The organism is Streptomyces sp. NPDC020958, from assembly GCF_055562175.1.
Genome location: NZ_JBVHFU010000001.1, coordinates 185928 through 201911 on the forward strand (window position 1 = coordinate 185928; position 15984 = coordinate 201911).

Genomic DNA, 15984 nt, shown 5'->3' on the forward strand with positions numbered 1-15984 from the left:
GATCTCCTGGTCCTCAGCGGATTTCCTGGGTGCAGCACTTGATGCCGCCGCCTGCCTTGTGGAACTCCGACAGGTCGACGGGGACGGGCTCGTAGCCCTGGTCGGCGAGCCGGGCGGCCAGCGCCTCGGCCTGCGGCGCGATGAAGACGTGGCGGCCGTCGGAGACCGAGTTCAGCCCCCAGGACAGCGCGTCGTCACGGGTGGCGAGCACCGCGTCCGGGAACAGCCGGCGCAGCACGTCCCGGCTGCCGGGGGAGAAGGCCTCCGGGTAGTAGACGACGTTCTCCTCGTCCAGGACGAACAGCGCGGTGTCCAGGTGGTAGAAGTACGGGTCCACCAGCGTCAGGCTGATCACCGGGTGGCCGAAGAACTCCTGCGCCTCCCGGTGCGCCTCCCGGGACGTCCGGAAGCCGGTACCGGCCAGCAGGTACCGGCCCGTCCAGACCAGGTCGCCCTCGCCCTCGACCACCGAGCCGGGACGGTGCACGTCGTAGCCCGCGGTCTTGAACCACAGGTCGTAGTGGCCCGACTCGGGGCGCCGCTCGGGGGCGTGGAACAGCGAGCCGAAGACCCGCCCGCCGACGACCACCGCCGAGTTCGCGGCGAAGACCATGTCGGGCAGGCCGGGGACCGGGTCCAGCCGCTCCACGCTGTGGCCGTGGGCGCGGTAGGCGTCGATCAGCGCCGTCCACTGCTCCTGGGCCAGATCGACATCGACCTGGGTGTCGGGGTTCATCCAGGGATTGATCGCGTACTGCACGGCGAAATGTCTGGGTTCACAGACGAGGAAGCGCTTGAGGCGCGGCACACGGCTTTCGGACACAGAGGGGTTCCTCCGCTTTCCCGCGGTGTCGACTGAGGGTTGACACCAAGGTAGAAAGCGCCGGATACGGGCGACAAGAAACGAATGCTGCGCGTCTGCGCAGGAATCCTGCGTGTCCGGTCATACAAACGCAGCGTCGATGCGTTTACTCCGGAGCCGCCGCCGTCGCCCCCGCCTCCGGGCTCTCCGGCAGCAGATGCGACAGCACCATCACGCTGATCGTCTTCCGGATGAACGGCTCGACCCGGATCCGCTCCAGCACCTCCTCGAAGTGGTCCACGTCCCGGGCCCGCACGTGCAGCAGCGCGTCCGCGCCACCGGTCACCGTCATGGCGGCGGTGATCTCCGGATGGTTGCGCACCACCTCCGCGAGCCGCCGGGGCGGCGCCGCGCCCTCGCAGTACACCTCGACGTACGCCTCCGTGCGCCAGCCGAGCGCCGACGGCTTCACGGTGGCCGTGAACCCGGTGATCACACCGGTCCCGCGCAGCCGGTCGACCCGCCGCTTCACGGCCGTCGCGGAGAGCCCGACGGCCGCGCCGATCTCGGCGAAACTGGTCCGCGCGTTCGCCATCAGCGCGGTGGTGATCTTCCGGTCGAGATCGTCGAAAGGGGCGGTGCCGCTGTTCATGTCCGCACTGTAACCACGCGGAACGGCACTTCGGGAACACCGCTTCGTCCGGCGCGAACGACGACGTCCGCGACATGTCCAGCGCCCCGCCCCGCCGCCTACACTCCGTTCATGCTGCGCGCTCTCGCCGTCGACGACGAACGCCCCTCGCTGGAGGAGCTCCTGTACCTGCTGCACGCCGATCCGCGCATCGGCAGCGTCGCGGGCGCCGGGGACGCCACGGAGGCGCTGCGCCGCATCACCCGCGCCCTGGAGTCGGGGCCCCGGGGACCCGAGGCCGTCGACGTGGTCTTCCTGGACGTCCAGATGCCCGGCCTGGACGGGCTGGAGATGGCCCGTCTGCTCACCGGATTCGCCCGGCCGCCGCTGGTGGTGTTCGTGACCGCCCACGAGGACTTCGCGGTGCGGGCCTTCGACCTCAAGGCCGTCGACTACGTCCTGAAGCCGGTCCGCAAGGAACGCCTGGCGGAGGCGGTCCGGCGGGTGGCCGAACTGCGCGGCACCGAACCGCGGATACCCGTCCACGAACCCGACCCCGACCACCTCCCGGTCGAACTCGGCGGCGTCACACGGTTCGTGGCCGTCGACGACATCACCCACGTCGAGGCCCAGGGCGACTACGCCCGGCTGCACACCGACCGCGGCAGCCACCTCGTCCGCATCCCGCTCTCCACCCTGGAGGACCGCTGGCGCTCCCGGGGCTTCGTGCGCATCCACCGCCGCCACCTCGTCGCCCTCCGGCACGTCGGCGAACTCCGCCTGGACGCGGGCACGGTGAGCGTCCTGGTCGGCGGCGAGGAACTCCAGGTCAGCCGGCGCCACGCGCGCGAGCTGCGGGACCTGCTGATGAGGAGGGCCTGAAGGTGCCCGGCGAGCCCGTCGAGCGCCGGGTCACCGTCACGGGACCGCCCCGCCGCGGCCGCCGTGCCTCGGGCTACTACCGGCCGCGCACCGAGATCGACGAGCAGACCACCCTCGGCCACACCTACGTCCGCTCCCTCATGCGCTCCCAACTGCGCGCCGCCCTCGCCGTCCTGGCGGTGCTCGTGCTGCTGGTCGGCCCGCTCCCGCTGGTGTTCACGGCCGCCCCCGAGGCGCGCCGACTGGAGTGGCTGGTGCTCGGCTTCTGCCTCTACGCCCCGCTGATCCTGCTCGCCCGCTGGTACGTGCGCCGCGCCGAACGCAACGAGGAGGACTTCGTCCGTCTCGTCGAGGACCGATGAACTCCCGTCGCGACGAGGTGAGATGAACTCCAGCTATGCCGTACCGGCCGTGGCCCTGGTGGTGGTCGCGACCGTCCTCGTCGGCGCCTTCGGGCTGCGCATCTCCCGGACCACCTCCGACTTCTACGTCGCCTCCCGCACCGTCGGCCCCCGCCTCAACGCGGCCGCGATCAGCGGCGAGTACCTCTCCGCCGCCTCCTTCCTGGGCATCGCCGGGCTGGTCCTCGTGCAGGGCCCCGACATGCTCTGGTACCCGGTCGGCTACACCGCCGGCTACCTCGTCCTGCTGCTGTTCGTCGCGGCCCCGCTGCGCCGCTCCGGCGCCTACACCCTCCCCGACTTCGCCGAGGCCCGGCTCGCCTCGCAGCCGGTACGACGGCTGGCCGGCGCGTTCGTCGTCGGCGTCGGCTGGCTCTACCTGCTGCCCCAGCTCCAGGGGGCCGGGCTGACCCTGGCGGTCCTCACGGGCGCGCCGGACGCGCTCGGCGGCCTCATCGTGGCCGTGGTCGTGGTGGCCACGGTCGCCGCGGGCGGCATGCGCAGCATCACCTTCGTCCAGGCCTTCCAGTACTGGCTGAAACTCACCGCCCTGCTCGTCCCCGCCCTCTTCCTCGTCCTCGCCTGGCAGGGCGCCGGCGCCCCCACCCACGCCTTCGACGAACCGGCCGCCTTCCGCGACCGGCGCACCGTCGACGTCCAGGACGCCCTCGCCCTCAGGCTCGACCGCCCCCTGACGGTCACCGTCACCGGCACCGTCGACGGCCGCCCGTACCGGGACACCAGGGTGACCCTCCCCGAGGGCAGCCACCGCATCGCCGCCGGCACCCGTCTGACCTTCGCCCGGGGCACCCGGGTCCCCGCCACCGAGCGCGGCACCAACGGCGGCATGTCCACCTCGCTCGCCGAGAGCCGCGAGGAACGCCCGCTCTACGCCACGTACGGACTGATCCTCGCCACCTTCCTCGGCACCATGGGCCTGCCGCACGTCGTCGTCCGCTTCTACACCAGCCCGCACGGCGTCGCCGCCCGCCGCGCCACGGTCGCCGTCCTCGCCCTGATCGGCCTCTTCTACCTGCTGCCCCCCGTCTACGGCGCCCTCGCCCGGCTCTACACCCCCGAGCTGACCCTCACCGGCGACGCGGACGCCGCCGTGCTGCTGCTGCCGGACCGCGTCGTCGGCGGCCTCGGCGGCGAACTGCTCGGCGCCCTGGTGGCCGGCGGCGCCTTCGCCGCGTTCCTCTCCACCGCCTCCGGCCTGACCATGGCGGTCGCCGGCGTCCTCACCCAGGACGTCCTGCCGTCCCGCGGGGTACGGCACTTCAGGCTCGGGACCGTGCTGGCGATGGCCGTACCGCTCGCCGCCGCCGTCCTGGTCGGCGGACTGCCGGTCGCCGACGCGGTGGGGCTCGCCTTCGCCGTGTCGGCGTCCTCCTTCTGCCCGCTGCTGGTGCTCGGCATCTGGTGGCGGCGGCTGACCCCGCCCGGCGCGGCCGCCGGGATGCTCGTCGGCGGCGGCTCGGCGTTCTGCGCGGTGGCCGCGACGATGGCCGACTTCCCGGGCACCGGTGACCTGCACGCCCTGCTCGCCTGGCCGGCCCTGTGGTCGGTGCCGCTGGGCTTCCTCACCATGATCCTGGTGTCCCTGGCGACCGCGAGCCGGGTGCCCCCGGGGACGGCGGCGATCCTGGCCCGCTTCCACCTGCCGGAGGAACTGCGGGCGGAGGCCAAGGCGTGACCGGCTTCCTCGCGGGCCTGTGCGTGGCCGTCCTCCCGCTGCTGGCCGCCGGTTTCTGGCTGGGCCGCCGCACCGCACGCCCCGAGAGCCTCGGCGGCCTCGGCACCCCCGTCGAACACGCCACCTTCGAGACCCTGCACACCGCGTCCCTCGCCGCGCCCCCACTGCGCGCGGGCCTCACCGAGGAGACCGCCCGCCGCTCGGCCCGCCGGCTGCGCACCCTGCTCGGCACCGACGCCCTCTGCCTCACCGACCACGAGAACCTGCTGGTCTGGGACGGCGCCGGCGGCCACCACCGCACCGAGATCCTGGAACGCCTCACCGGCCCCCTGGAGTCCGGCCGCGGCGAGGCCTTCCGGCTGCACTGCGAGACCCCGGACTGCCCGGTCCGCTGGGCCGTGATCACCCCGCTGACCGTCGACGACCGCGTGCACGGCACCCTGGTCGCCTGCGCCCCGCGCGAGTCCGCCGTCCTGGTCCGCGCGGCCGGCGAGGTCGCCCGCTGGGTCAGCGTCCAGCTGGAACTGGCCGACCTGGACCGCTCCCGCACCCGGCTCATCGAGGCCGAGATCCGCGCCCTGCGCGCCCAGATCTCCCCGCACTTCATCTTCAACTCGCTCGCGGTGATCGCCTCGTTCGTGCGCACCGACCCCGAACGCGCCCGCGAGCTGCTCCTGGAGTTCGCGGACTTCACCCGCTACTCGTTCCGCAGGCACGGCGACTTCACCACCCTCGCCGACGAACTGCACGCCATCGACCACTACCTGGCGCTGGTCCGGGCCCGCTTCGGCGACCGTCTCACCGTCACCCTCCAGATCGCCCCCGAGGTGCTCCCGGTCACCCTGCCCTTCCTCTGCCTCCAGCCGCTCGTGGAGAACGCCGTCAAGCACGGCCTCGAGGGCAAGACCGGCACCTGCCACATCCACATCACCGCCCAGGACGCGGGCGCCGAGGCGCTGGTCGTCATCGAGGACGACGGCGCGGGCATGGACCCGGCGCTGCTGCGCCGCATCCTCTCCGGCGAACTCAGCCCGTCCGGCGGCATCGGCCTGTCCAACGTCGACGACCGGCTCCGCCAGGTCTACGGCGACGACCACGGCCTCGTCATCGAGACCGCCGTCGGCGCGGGCATGAAGATCACCGCCAGGCTGCCCAAGTACCAGCCCGGCGTGCACCGGGCCGCCCCCCTCGCCACGGACTGACCGGTCAGCCGCTCTGCCGGGTCATCACCATCGCCAGCGTGAGCAGCCCGAGCACCACCCAGCCGAACCACAGCCAGCCGTTGCTGCCGAGCGCCACCGTGTAGGCGGTCACCACCACCAGGCCGCCCACGGTCAGCACCCCCATCGCCTTGGTGGAACCGTTCGAACCGTTCGCAGAACCGGGCATCGCGACACCCTCCTCGTGGTCCGTCCCCCTCCATGGTGCCCCCTCCATGGTGCCCCGGATCAGCCCTTGCGGGCGTTGAGCGAAGCCAGATAGGCGTTGTAGGCCTCCAGCTCCTTGTCGCCGTCCCGGTCGGCGGCCCGGTCCGTGCGCCGCGCCTGGCGCTGCTCGGAGCCGTACCACTGGAACAGCAGTGCGATCAGCACCAGCACGGACGGGATCTCACTGAACGCCCAGGCGATCCCGCCGGCCGCGTTCTGGTCGGAGAGCGCGTCGATGCCGAGCGAGGCGGGCGGGTTCTTGAAGGTCTCCACCATCGGCTCGGACGCCATCATCAACGCGATGCCGAAGAACGCGTGGAACGGCATGCCGGCGAACAGCTCCAGCATCCGCATGAGGTGCCCCGGCCGGTGCGGTCCCGGGTCGACACCGATGATCGGCCAGAAGAAGACGACGCCGACGGCGAGGAAGTGCACCATCATCGCGACGTGCCCGGCCTTCGACCCCATGAGGAAGTCGAACAGCGGGCTGAAGTAGAGCGCGTACAGGCTCGCGATGAACAGCGGGATGGTGAAGGCGGGGTGGGTGATGATCCGCATGTACCGGCTGTGCAGCAGGGCCAGCAGCAGCTCGCGAGGCCCCTTCCGCCCCCTCCCGGCGACCGGCAGCGCCCGCAGCGCGAGCGTCACCGGGGCGCCCAGCAGGATCAGGATGGGTGACAGCATGCTGATGACCATGTGCTGCACCATGTGCACGCTGAACATGACCATCCCGTAGTCGTTCAGCCGGGTGCACATCACGAGCACGACGGTCAGCACGCCGACCCCGAACGACGCGGTGCGCCCCGCGGACCAGGAGTCCCCGCGTCGCCGCAGCCGCACCACACCCCACGCGTACAGCGCGAGCCCCGCGACACAGGCCACGAGGAAGAACGGATCGGCCGACCACTCCAGCCCCCGCCCCAGCGTGAACGGCGGCAGATCCATGGTCATGCCGTGCCCGCTGTGATCCATCCGGCGGCTCCTGATTCGTGGGGGGTTGTGCGGTTTCTCTCGGGCCCCACCTTAGAACCGTCCCCGGGCGCCCCTGCGACCGGGGCACCGGAGCGCCCCGTCAGGGGCGCGGGGAACTGCGCGACCAGCCACAGCTCACCCGCGGGCAACACACGACCACGACCCTCACAGCACGGTCTCCGCCTCGTCGTACCGCTCCGAAGGAACCGTCTTCAACGTCTCCACCGCCTCGGCCAACGGAACCATCACGATGTCCGTCCCCCGCAGCGCGGTCATGTTTCCGAACTCCCCGCGGTGCGCCGCCTCCACCGCGTGCCACCCGAACCGCGTCGCCAGCACCCGGTCGTACGCCGTGGGCGTGCCACCCCGCTGGACGTGCCCGAGGATCACCGGCCGCGCCTCCTTGCCGAGCCGCTGCTCCAGCTCGACGGAGAGCTGCCGGGCGATCCCGGCGAACCGCTCGTGCCCGTAGATGTCCTTGCCGCCCTCGTCGAACTCCATGCTGCCGGCCTTCGGCTTCGCCCCCTCCGCCGCGACGACGATGGCGAACCGCTTCCCGGCCTCGAACCGCTCGCCGACCCGGCGGGCCAGCTCCTCGATGTCGAAGGGCCGCTCGGGCACGACGATGGCGTGGGCGCCGGCGGCCATACCGGAGTGCAGAGCGATCCAGCCGGTGTGCCGCCCCATGACCTCCACGACGAGCACCCGCTGGTGGGACTCCGCGGTGGTCTTCAGCCGGTCGAGGGCCTCGGTGGCGACCCCCACGGCCGTGTCGAAGCCGAAGGTGACGTCGGTGACGGCGATGTCGTTGTCGATGGTCTTCGGGACGCCGACGATCGGCAGGCCGGCGTCCGACATCAGCCGGGCCGCCTTCAGCGTGCCCTCACCGCCGATCGGGATGATCGCGTCGAGGCCGAGCTCGGCGACGTGGCCCTTGGCCCGCTCCACGCCGTCCCGCAGGTGCGAGGGCTGGACCCGGGAGGACCCGAGGATGGTGCCGCCGCGGGCCAGGATGCCGGCCACGGCGTCGAGGTCGAGCTTGAGGTAGTCGCATTCCAGGAGGCCCTTCCAGCCGTCCCGGAAACCGATGACCTCGTCGCCGTGGTCGACGACGGCACGGTGGACGACGGACCGGATGACGGCGTTCAGGCCGGGGCAGTCGCCGCCGGACGTGAGGACACCAATGCGCATAGCCCGAAACAACCTTCTCCACGTGGGCCGGAGACCGGACCACGCTGTCCGGCTGTCATCGCCGTCACCCTACCCGCGCGAGGGGGTCCCTCCGCACCGGGCGTCCGCCTGCTGGACGTGCCCGCACATGTGAGCGGACACCCTGTCAGGCGGGCCCGGAACCGGCCTCTCCGACCCAGCTCAGGCGGGCTGCTGGGCGGACGCGATGCGCTCGGTGCGGAGCGCCTCGTACCACCGGTCGTCGATCGGCGGCAGCGCGTTGACGTCGAGCGCCAGCTTCAGCAGCAGGTCGGCGATGAGCGGGTTGCGGGCGAGCACGGGCCCGTGCATGTACGTACCGAAGACGGTCTCGTTGTACGCGCCCTCCGTGCCGTCCCCGGTGCCGTTGCCCCGGCCCAGCTGGACCCGGGCGAAGGGGCGGGCGGTGGGGCCGAGCTGGGTGACGCCCTGGTGGTTCTCGAACCCGGTGAGCTGGGGCAGCCCCAGGCGCGGGTCGATGTCCGCGAGGACGTCACCGACGCACCGCTCGCCGGTGCCGCGCACGGTCGTCACGTCCAGCAGGCCGAGTCCCGGCTCCCGCTGCCCCAGGTCGTTGATGAACTCGTGCCCGAGGATCTGGTAGCCGGCGCAGACGGAGAACACGATCGCGCCGTTCTCCACCGCCCGGTACAGGTGCCCGTCACGGCGCAGCCGCTCCGCGGCGAGCCGCTGCGGACGGTCCTCGCCGCCGCCGATCAGGTAGATGTCACCGGAGGTCGGGATCGGCTGGTCACTGCGCACGTCCAGCCGGGCCACGTCGAGACCGCGCTGCCGGGCCCGGCGCTCCACCACGAGGGCGTTGCCCTGGTCGCCGTAGGTGCTGAGCAGGTCCGGGTAGATCCACACCAGCCGCAGTTGGTTGTCGCTCATGAGGTGATCGTTCCTTCGGGGGTCAGTCAGTTGCCGACGCGGCGGCGCAGGTCCTGGAACGCCGTGTAGTTCGCGATGACCTCGATACGGCCCGGCGGGCACATCTGCACGGCCTGGTCGAGGGAGTCGCAGACCTGGAAGTGCTGGCCCGCGACCTCCAGACGGACGGCCAGGTCGAGCTTGCGGTCACCGAGCACGAAGATCGGGTGGCCGGTGAGGCGCGTGTAGTCCACGTCCCACAGCCAGGAGGTGTCGGTGCCGTCCGCGCCGCGGGCGTTCACCGAGAGGATCACCGGGGTCGGCGGCGGGTCGATCAGCGAGAACGTCTCCAGCCAGCCGGCCGGGTTCTTGGCGAGGAGCAGCCGCAGGTCCCGTCCCTGGAACTGCACGACGTCGTACCGTCCCGCGACGGCCTGCACCTGGTACATCCGTTCCAGGGCGACCTGCGGCGGCACCCCGAAGACGGCGGCCACGGCCGCCGAGGAGGCGGCGTTCGCCTTGTTGGCACGGCCCGGGAGCTGGAGGTGGATGGGCCAGGCGGACCCGTGCGGGTCGAGCACGTGGTCCCCGGACAGCACCCAGCTCGGCGTCGGCCGGCGGAACCCGCACTCGCCGCAGAACCAGTCGTCGCCCGGCCGCTGCATCACGCCACCGCAGGACGGGCAGGACCAGGCGTCGTCCTTCCACATCTGCCCGGCGGCGACCCAGACCACGTTGGGGGAGGAGGACGCGGCCCACACCACCAGCGGGTCGTCGCAGTTCGCCACGATGACGGCCTTCGACCCGGCCAGGCCCTCGCGCCAGTTCTCGGCGAGCATCCGGGTCTCGGCGGCGCGGTCGAGCTGGTCGCGGGAGAGGTTGAGCAGGGCGATGCACTTGGGGTCGGTGTCCCGGGCCACCCCGGCCAGGTACTTCTCGTCGACCTCGATGACACCGAACTTGGACTCCGAGCCGCCCGCGAGCGCCGACGTGATGCCGGCCGGCATGTTGGCCCCGAGCGCGTTGGACACGACCGGCCCCGCGGCCTTCAGCGCCTCGGCGATGAGCCGGGTGGTCGTCGTCTTGCCGTTCGTCGCCGAGACGAGCGTCACGTCCAGGTTCTGAGCGAGCCGGGCGAGAAGGTCGGGGTCGAGTTTGAGCGCGACCCGGCCCCCGATCACGGATCCGCTGCCGCGCCCCGCTGCCCGCGATGCCGCCGCGACCGCCTTGCCCGCGGTCACGGCCAGCTTGGCCCGCGGCGTGAGCGGGTCCGAGTTGCCTGCCATCAGTTCTCGATCCTCCTTGCGTACGCGCCGCGCCTCAGCCATCCGGCAACGTGGTGTGAGGCAAGCCTATCGAGATCCGTTCGCACACCCGAATTGCGGCCCTCGCCAGCGCGGCGGGCAGGGGCTGATTCGAACCGTACCCTTGCGGCCATGCGACACGGTTCCATTCCGGGCGCCCACGGGCGGGTCCGGCCCCTCATCCTGCTCGGCGACCCCGTCCTGCACGCCCGTTGCGCGGAGGTCACCGACTTCGGCCCCGAACTCTCCCGTCTGGTGGAGGACTTGTTCGCGACGATGTACGCGGCGGAGGGGGTGGGCCTGGCGGCCAACCAGGTGGGGGAGTCGCTGCGGGTGTTCGTCTACGACTGCCCCGACGACGAGGACGTCCGCCACCTGGGCCACGTGGTGAACCCGCGCCTGGTCTTGACGGACGGCGTCACGCTGCGCGGCCCGGAGGGCTGCCTGTCCCTGCCGGGCCTGGAGGCGGGCACGGAGCGCTACGACCACGCGGTGGTCGAGGGCTTCACCGCCCAGGGCGACCCGGTCACGATCGACGGCACGGGCTTCTTCGCGAGATGCCTCCAGCACGAGACCGACCACCTGGAGGGCCACGTCTACGCCGACCACGTCACGGGCTGGCGCAAGCGCAGACTGATGCGACAGGTGACGAAATCCTCTTGGCACCGGTGAGCGGACACGCCCCGAAGGGGGCGCGAGGAACTGCGCGACCAGCCCTCATCGGCCGTGCGACGACACACGACCCTCAGAACCCGGGACCCCCCACTCTGTCCCCCGCCGCGGCAAGCCGCCCCCACAGCAGGTCGGCCAGACTCTTCACCAACTCGTCACGAGAACACGGCCGTTCCCCCAGCCACCAGTCCCCGGCCGCGTGCATCATCCCGACGATCCCGTGCCCCCACACCCGGGCCAGCTGCTGGCTGTTCGGCCCCAGGTCCAACCGGTCCTCGATGACCTGCGCCAGCTCCTCGCCCATCCTGCGCAACAGCGGCGCCGAGTGCTTGCCGACATCGAACCCCTGGTCCGCCCCGGTGCCGCCCTCGGCGGGGTGCATCAGGAACCGGTACACCTGCGGCCGCGCCTCGATCGCCGCGAGGTAGGTGTCCAGCGTCGCCTCGACCCGCTCCCGGCGGTCCGCGGGCGCGTCCAGCGCCGCGCGCAGCGAGTTCAGCAGCGCGTCGGTGTGCCGCTTGGCCAGCGCCGCGTAGAGCCCGCTCTTGTCGCCGAAGTGCCGGTACAGGATCGGTTTGGTGATGCCGGCCTCCGCCGCGATCGCGTTCATGGAAGCCTGTGGGCCGTCGCGCAGCACCACCCGGTCGGCGGCCTCCAGCAGCTCACGCCGTCGGCGGTCGGCGGACCGCTGCTGTTCGGTCCGCTGTGTGGTGTCCATCTGCTCTCCCCACCCGTGCTGTTTCGCTGACGCCTGCGCAAACTAACACCTGACAGCCGCCCCGTATCGAACTGGCTGCCGAGGTGACCTCGGGAGTTGACTTTTCCTACTGACCAGTAACAGACTTGGGTTACCGCTAGTAACACATTATGCGCCGCCGCTGGAGGGGTCATGGCCGAGTTCACCATGGAGCTCAACGACGAACAGAAGGAGGTCCGGGACTGGCTGCACGGTTTCGCCGCCGACGTCATCCGTCCCGCCGCCGCCGAATGGGACGAGCGTGAGGAGACTCCCTGGCCGGTCATCCAGGAGGCCGCGAAGGTCGGCATCTACTCCCTCGACTTCTACGCGCAGCAGTACTTCGACCCCACCGGCCTCGGCATACCGATGGCCATGGAGGAGCTGTTCTGGGGCGACGCGGGCATCGCCCTGTCCATCGTGGGCACGGGTCTGGCCGCCGTCGGCGTCCTCGCCAACGGCACCGAGGAGCAGATCGGCACCTGGATCCCCCAGATGTACGGCGACCCGAACGACGTCAAGGTCGCCGCGTTCTGCTCCTCCGAGCCGGACGCCGGCTCCGACGTGGCCTCCATGCGCACCAAGGCCGTCTACGACGAGGCCAAGGACGAGTGGGTGCTCAACGGCACGAAGACCTGGGCGACCAACGGCGGTATCGCCAACGTCCACGTGGTCGTCGCGGTCGTCGACCCGGAGCTCGGCTCCAAGGGCCACGCGTCCTTCATCGTGCCGCCGGGGACGCCCGGGCTCGCCCAGGGGCAGAAGTTCAAGAAGCACGGGATCCGCGCCTCGCACACCGCCGAGGTCATCCTCGACGACGTCCGGGTGCCCGGTTCCTGCCTGCTCGGCGGCAAGGAGAAGCTGGACGAGCGGCTGGCCCGGGCCCGGGAGCGGGCGAGGTCGGGCGGCGAGCGCGTCAAGAACGCGGCGATGGCCACGTTCGAGGCGAGCCGCCCCGCGGTCGGTGCCATGGCGGTCGGCACGGCACGTGCCGCCTATGAAGTCGCCCTCGACTACGCCAGGACCCGTGAGCAGTTCGGGCGGCCGATCATCGACAACCAGGGCGTGGCCTTCCAGCTCGCGGACATGCGTACCGCCATCGACGCGGCCCGGCTGCTGGTGTGGCGGGCGTCCTGGATGGGGATCAACGGGAAGCCGTTCACCGCGGCCGAGGGGTCGATGTCGAAGCTGTTCGCCAGCGAGACGGCGAAGCAGGTCACCGCGCAGGCGATCCAGATCCTCGGGGGCAACGGGTACACACGGGAGTACCCGGTGGAGCGGATGCACCGGGACGCGGCCATCTACACGATCTTCGAGGGCACGAGTGAGATCCAGCGGCTGGTGATCGCGCGGACGCTGGCGGGGATGCCGATCCGGTAGCGCCGTAGGGGTGCGGGTGCGTCGCGGGCTCGCGGTGCGTCGTGGTTGCTCGCGCAGTTCCTCCCCCGGCCTTCGGCCGGGGGTACCCCCAGCGCCCCTGGGCACATCTCCTCACCTGTGCTTCAGCGGTGTCAGTTGCTCGATGTCGTAGCGCCTGCGGAGTTCCTCGATCGCCTCGTGATCGGGTGGGCCGCCGCTCCCGAGGATCTCCAGCAGCTCCTCGAAGTAGCGCTCGTGGTCCGGTGGCGGGGATGCCTGGAAGAACATCTTCGCCGGGGTGTCCGTCGGGTTGGCGAAGGCGTGCGGGCAGCCCGGGGGGACGGCGATCACCGTGCCTGGGGTCGCCCGCACCACTCTCGAACCCGAACTCGACTCCCAGCGCTGCCAGTTGTCGGGGGTGCGGATGCGTGGCTCGAAGGCGAGGACGTCCAGCTCGCCTTCGAGGACGTAGAACAGCTCCTCGCTGCGGGTGTGCACATGGGCGCCCACGTCGAAGCCCGGCGGGACCTCCACCTCGAAGGTGGAGGCCATCCGTGAGTGCGCGCCCGTCACCTTGAACGTGACACGCTGGGCCGGCGTGTGGACCACGCGCCCGTGGCCCGGCGGTACGAGAAGTCCCTCGGTCGTCGTCATGGGCCGCTCACCAGGTCACCGGAAGGGCCTCGGGTCCCCGGATCAACGCGCCCTTCCGGAAGGGCACCTGCTCCGGGGGCACGGCGAGCCGCAGTCCGGGCAGCCGGTCGAGGAGGGCGTCGACCAGCAACTCCTCCTCCAGTCGGCCGAGCTGGCCGCCGGGGCAGTAGTGCGGGCCGAACCCGAAGGCGAGGTGGGGGTTGGGGCTGCGGGCGAAGTCGATCGTCTCCGGGTCGGGGAAGACGTCCGGGTCGCGGTTGGCGGCCAGGTACGAGACGTAGACCGGGTCGCCCGCGCGGATCAGAACACCCTTGATCTCCACGTCCCGCGCTGCGATCCGGGACAGCCCGACCGCGCTGCGGTGCGGGATGTAGCGCAGGAGTTCGTCGATCGCCCGGGGACGGATCTCCGGCTCGGTGCGCAGCCGGTCGAGGAGGTCGGGGCGGGTCAGCAGCAGGTAGAACATCTGCCCGCTGTTGTTGGTGACCGCCTCACCGCCGATCTGGAGCAGGACGGCGAGACCGACCGCCTCCTCCAGCGTGACCTCGCCGCGGCCCACCGCGGCGCCGAGCAGCGACGTCACGTCCTCGCCGGTGCTGTCCTCGCGCAGCGCGATCAGATCGCCGAAGTAGGCGCTCATCTCACGCTTGGCCTTCTCGCTGACCTCCTTGCCGTGGCTGGAGGACAGGATCAGCTGGGTCCAGATGTGCATGCTGTGCCGGTCGGCGGCCGGTACCCCCATCACCTCGCAGATCACCGCGATGGGGAACGGGCTGAGGACCGTCGCCGTGAGGTCCGCCGGCGGGCCGTCCCGGACGAGTTCGTCGACGATCTCGTCCAGCATCCGGCGCGCCTTCTCCCGGACCCGCTCCACCCCCTTGCTGGTGAGCGCGGGGGCCACCGTACGGCGCAGCCGGGTGTGGTCGGGCGGGTCGAGGAAGCCGACCGCGCCCCGGTCCGGGATGAAGTGCGGGGCGAGCCGGGTGACCGGCTGATCCGCCACCGCCTCGCGGCTGAACCGGAGGTCGTTGGCCACCATGCGTACGTCGTCGTACCGGGTGACCAGCCACGCCCAGCCCTCGCCGTTCGGCAGCTGGATCCGGGTGACCGGGCCCTCGCGCATCAGCTCGGCCAGGGTGGGGTCGAAGTCCACCCCCGCCAGGTCCGGCACCTCCCAGTGCCGGACCGGGCAGGCGGCCTCCACGGGCACCGCGCCGGGTGCCTCGTCGGCCGGGTCGAGTGGTTCGGTGAGCGTCATCTCGGTCAGGCCGCCTCTGCGTCCGAACGCCGCCAGCGACCCAGCGACATCTCCGCGGTGATGCCGGGACCGAACCCGGCGAGCAGGCCGCGCGCCCGGTGCTCGGCGCCGCCCTCGTCGAACATCCGGCGCAGCGCGTCCAGGACGACGGCGCTCGCGATGTTGCCGTACTCGGTGAGCGTGGACCGGCTGAACCGGAACGCGTGCGGATCGACCTCCAGGAACTTGCTCAGGTCGTCGAGGATGCGGGGGCCGCCCGCGTGGACTATGTAGAAGTCCAGGTCGGCGGCGTTCCAGCCGTGCAGTCCCGCCAGGTCCTGGAGGGCCGGCGCGAGCGGCTCCATCGTCGCGGGCACCCGCTTGTCCAGCAGGAAGTGGAACCCGGTGGCCCGGACGTCGTACATGATCCACTCCTCGGTCTTCGGGATCAGGTACGAGCCGTTGCGTTCGAGCTCGACGCCCGTGCCGCCCTTGCCGCGGACCACGGCGGCGGCGATGCCGTCACCGAACAGGCCGTTGGAGAGCAGCGAGCCGACGCCGAGGTCGGTGGGCTGGTAGCACAGCGAGCAGAACTCGCAGGCCACGATGAGCGCGTTGGCGTCCGGGTACGCCGAGCAGAAGTCGTGCGCCCGGTTGATGGCCGCTCCGCCGGCCGCGCAGCCCAGCTGGGCGATGGGCAGCTGACGGGTGGTGGAGTCGAAGTCCATCTCGTTGATCAGCCACGCGGTGAGCGACGGCATCATGAAGCCCGTGCACGAGACGTAGATGATCACGTCGATGTCGGTGGTGAGGAGTTCGGCGTCGTCGAGCGCACGCTGGATGACTGCGGGGACCCGAGCCTTGGCCTCGGCCTCGTAGAGCTTGTTGCGCTCCTCGAATCCGGGATGCTTGAGGGTTTCCTCGATCGGCTGCACGATGTGCCGGGTGCGAACGCCCGTGTTCTCGATCAGTCTCAGCGCCAACGGCAGCTGCGGGTGGTTCTCGTGGTGGGAGCGCGCCAGTTCCAGCGTCTCCTCCATCGTGATCACGTACTCCGGGACCGACACTGAGGGTTTGCACAAAGTCGCCATGAACCGTGCCTGCTTTCAGCCTTCCGGCGGGTTTGGGCCCG

Annotated in this window: 17 protein-coding genes; 6 read left to right on the forward strand and 11 right to left on the reverse strand. The window is 71.3% G+C overall.

From position 1 onward, the window contains the following. Positions 1 to 13: 13 nt before the first annotated feature. Together ddaH and ACZ3KP_RS00875 are read right to left on the reverse strand one after the other, a co-directional pair. Positions 14 to 823, reverse strand: coding sequence for a dimethylargininase (gene ddaH, locus ACZ3KP_RS00870; protein WP_467495247.1), 810 nt, complete (start codon positions 821 to 823; stop codon positions 14 to 16). A 145-nt stretch (positions 824 to 968) separates the two neighbouring features. Further along, on the reverse strand, positions 969 to 1454 hold the full coding sequence (locus ACZ3KP_RS00875; RefSeq protein WP_467495249.1) for an Lrp/AsnC family transcriptional regulator: 486 nt from the start codon (positions 1452 to 1454) through the stop codon (positions 969 to 971). 111 nt (positions 1455 to 1565) lie between these two features. Here ACZ3KP_RS00875 and ACZ3KP_RS00880 point away from each other — a divergent pair, with 111 nt between their 5' ends. From ACZ3KP_RS00880 to ACZ3KP_RS00895, 4 genes are read left to right on the forward strand one after another with little or no spacing between them, the layout of a single operon-like run. Further along, a complete protein-coding gene (locus ACZ3KP_RS00880) occupies positions 1566 to 2315 on the forward strand; it encodes a LytR/AlgR family response regulator transcription factor (RefSeq protein ID WP_467495251.1) in 750 nt (249 codons plus the stop codon). Between the two features lie 2 nt (positions 2316 to 2317). Further along, positions 2318 to 2677: a hypothetical protein gene (locus tag ACZ3KP_RS00885; protein WP_467495253.1), complete on the forward strand. Its 360-nt coding sequence runs from the start codon at positions 2318 to 2320 to the stop codon at positions 2675 to 2677. Between the two features lie 22 nt (positions 2678 to 2699). Next, the gene (locus ACZ3KP_RS00890; RefSeq protein ID WP_467495255.1) at positions 2700 to 4412 is read left to right on the forward strand and encodes a sodium/solute symporter; all 1713 of its coding nucleotides are present in this window, start codon (positions 2700 to 2702) and stop codon (positions 4410 to 4412) included. Then, on the forward strand, positions 4409 to 5614 hold the full coding sequence (locus ACZ3KP_RS00895) for a sensor histidine kinase (RefSeq protein WP_467495257.1): 1206 nt from the start codon (positions 4409 to 4411) through the stop codon (positions 5612 to 5614). Before ACZ3KP_RS00890 ends, ACZ3KP_RS00895 begins: the two co-directional genes overlap by 4 nt. Before the next feature lie 4 nt (positions 5615 to 5618). Here ACZ3KP_RS00895 and ACZ3KP_RS00900 read toward each other — a convergent pair whose 3' ends face one another. From ACZ3KP_RS00900 to ACZ3KP_RS00920, 5 genes are all read right to left on the reverse strand, one after another. Continuing rightward, positions 5619 to 5801, reverse strand: a complete 183-nt coding sequence (locus tag ACZ3KP_RS00900; RefSeq protein WP_132887874.1) for a hypothetical protein — start codon at positions 5799 to 5801, stop codon at positions 5619 to 5621. A gap of 59 nt (positions 5802 to 5860) precedes the next feature. Continuing rightward, the gene (locus tag ACZ3KP_RS00905) at positions 5861 to 6811 is read right to left on the reverse strand and encodes a cytochrome c oxidase assembly protein (protein WP_467495259.1); all 951 of its coding nucleotides are present in this window, start codon (positions 6809 to 6811) and stop codon (positions 5861 to 5863) included. Positions 6812 to 6976: 165 nt separating this feature from the next. Then, complete coding sequence (locus ACZ3KP_RS00910) at positions 6977 to 8002, reverse strand: 6-phosphofructokinase (protein ID WP_467495261.1); 1026 nt, start codon at positions 8000 to 8002, stop codon at positions 6977 to 6979. Positions 8003 to 8182: 180 nt separating this feature from the next. Continuing rightward, the gene (locus ACZ3KP_RS00915) at positions 8183 to 8911 is read right to left on the reverse strand and encodes a type 1 glutamine amidotransferase (protein ID WP_132887877.1); all 729 of its coding nucleotides are present in this window, start codon (positions 8909 to 8911) and stop codon (positions 8183 to 8185) included. Between the two features lie 26 nt (positions 8912 to 8937). Further along, on the reverse strand, positions 8938 to 10176 hold the full coding sequence (locus ACZ3KP_RS00920) for a MurT ligase domain-containing protein (protein ID WP_132887878.1): 1239 nt from the start codon (positions 10174 to 10176) through the stop codon (positions 8938 to 8940). Between the two features lie 150 nt (positions 10177 to 10326). Here ACZ3KP_RS00920 and def point away from each other — a divergent pair, with 150 nt between their 5' ends. After that, positions 10327 to 10866, forward strand: coding sequence for a peptide deformylase (gene def, locus ACZ3KP_RS00925; protein WP_467495263.1), 540 nt, complete (start codon positions 10327 to 10329; stop codon positions 10864 to 10866). A gap of 73 nt (positions 10867 to 10939) precedes the next feature. On the opposite strand, the gene ACZ3KP_RS00930 is transcribed toward def, so the two are convergent. Beyond that, positions 10940 to 11584 carry a TetR/AcrR family transcriptional regulator gene (locus ACZ3KP_RS00930; RefSeq protein ID WP_132887880.1) on the reverse strand — a complete coding sequence of 215 codons (645 nt, stop codon included), beginning with the start codon at positions 11582 to 11584 and terminating at the stop codon, positions 10940 to 10942. 171 nt (positions 11585 to 11755) lie between these two features. Here ACZ3KP_RS00930 and ACZ3KP_RS00935 point away from each other — a divergent pair, with 171 nt between their 5' ends. Beyond that, positions 11756 to 12982, forward strand: a complete 1227-nt coding sequence (locus ACZ3KP_RS00935; RefSeq protein WP_467495265.1) for an acyl-CoA dehydrogenase family protein — start codon at positions 11756 to 11758, stop codon at positions 12980 to 12982. Between the two features lie 111 nt (positions 12983 to 13093). Here ACZ3KP_RS00935 and ACZ3KP_RS00940 read toward each other — a convergent pair whose 3' ends face one another. From ACZ3KP_RS00940 to ACZ3KP_RS00950, 3 genes are read right to left on the reverse strand one after another with little or no spacing between them, the layout of a single operon-like run. Next, complete coding sequence (locus ACZ3KP_RS00940; protein ID WP_467495267.1) at positions 13094 to 13615, reverse strand: cupin domain-containing protein; 522 nt, start codon at positions 13613 to 13615, stop codon at positions 13094 to 13096. Between the two features lie 7 nt (positions 13616 to 13622). Further along, positions 13623 to 14882 (reverse strand): cytochrome P450, encoded by a 1260-nt coding sequence (locus ACZ3KP_RS00945; RefSeq protein WP_467496730.1) that lies wholly within the window; start codon positions 14880 to 14882, stop codon positions 13623 to 13625. Beyond that, positions 14879 to 15943 (reverse strand): type III polyketide synthase, encoded by a 1065-nt coding sequence (locus ACZ3KP_RS00950; protein ID WP_467495269.1) that lies wholly within the window; start codon positions 15941 to 15943, stop codon positions 14879 to 14881. Before ACZ3KP_RS00950 ends, ACZ3KP_RS00945 begins: the two co-directional genes overlap by 4 nt. Positions 15944 to 15984 lie beyond the last annotated feature (41 nt).

Coding starts and splice junctions, on each gene's coding strand:
- def (WP_467495263.1), top strand. CDS start 10,327: ATGCGACACGGTTCCATTCCGGGCGCCCACGGGCGGGTCCGGCCCCTC.
- ACZ3KP_RS00910 (WP_467495261.1), bottom strand. CDS start 8,002: ATGCGCATTGGTGTCCTCACGTCCGGCGGCGACTGCCCCGGCCTGAAC.
- ACZ3KP_RS00920 (WP_132887878.1), bottom strand. CDS start 10,176: ATGGCAGGCAACTCGGACCCGCTCACGCCGCGGGCCAAGCTGGCCGTG.
- ACZ3KP_RS00875 (WP_467495249.1), bottom strand. CDS start 1,454: ATGAACAGCGGCACCGCCCCTTTCGACGATCTCGACCGGAAGATCACC.
- ACZ3KP_RS00930 (WP_132887880.1), bottom strand. CDS start 11,584: ATGGACACCACACAGCGGACCGAACAGCAGCGGTCCGCCGACCGCCGA.
- ACZ3KP_RS00880 (WP_467495251.1), top strand. CDS start 1,566: ATGCTGCGCGCTCTCGCCGTCGACGACGAACGCCCCTCGCTGGAGGAG.
- ACZ3KP_RS00905 (WP_467495259.1), bottom strand. CDS start 6,811: ATGGATCACAGCGGGCACGGCATGACCATGGATCTGCCGCCGTTCACG.
- ACZ3KP_RS00915 (WP_132887877.1), bottom strand. CDS start 8,911: ATGAGCGACAACCAACTGCGGCTGGTGTGGATCTACCCGGACCTGCTC.
- ACZ3KP_RS00940 (WP_467495267.1), bottom strand. CDS start 13,615: ATGACGACGACCGAGGGACTTCTCGTACCGCCGGGCCACGGGCGCGTG.
- ACZ3KP_RS00935 (WP_467495265.1), top strand. CDS start 11,756: ATGGCCGAGTTCACCATGGAGCTCAACGACGAACAGAAGGAGGTCCGG.
- ACZ3KP_RS00890 (WP_467495255.1), top strand. CDS start 2,700: ATGAACTCCAGCTATGCCGTACCGGCCGTGGCCCTGGTGGTGGTCGCG.
- ACZ3KP_RS00950 (WP_467495269.1), bottom strand. CDS start 15,943: ATGGCGACTTTGTGCAAACCCTCAGTGTCGGTCCCGGAGTACGTGATC.
- ACZ3KP_RS00900 (WP_132887874.1), bottom strand. CDS start 5,801: ATGCCCGGTTCTGCGAACGGTTCGAACGGTTCCACCAAGGCGATGGGG.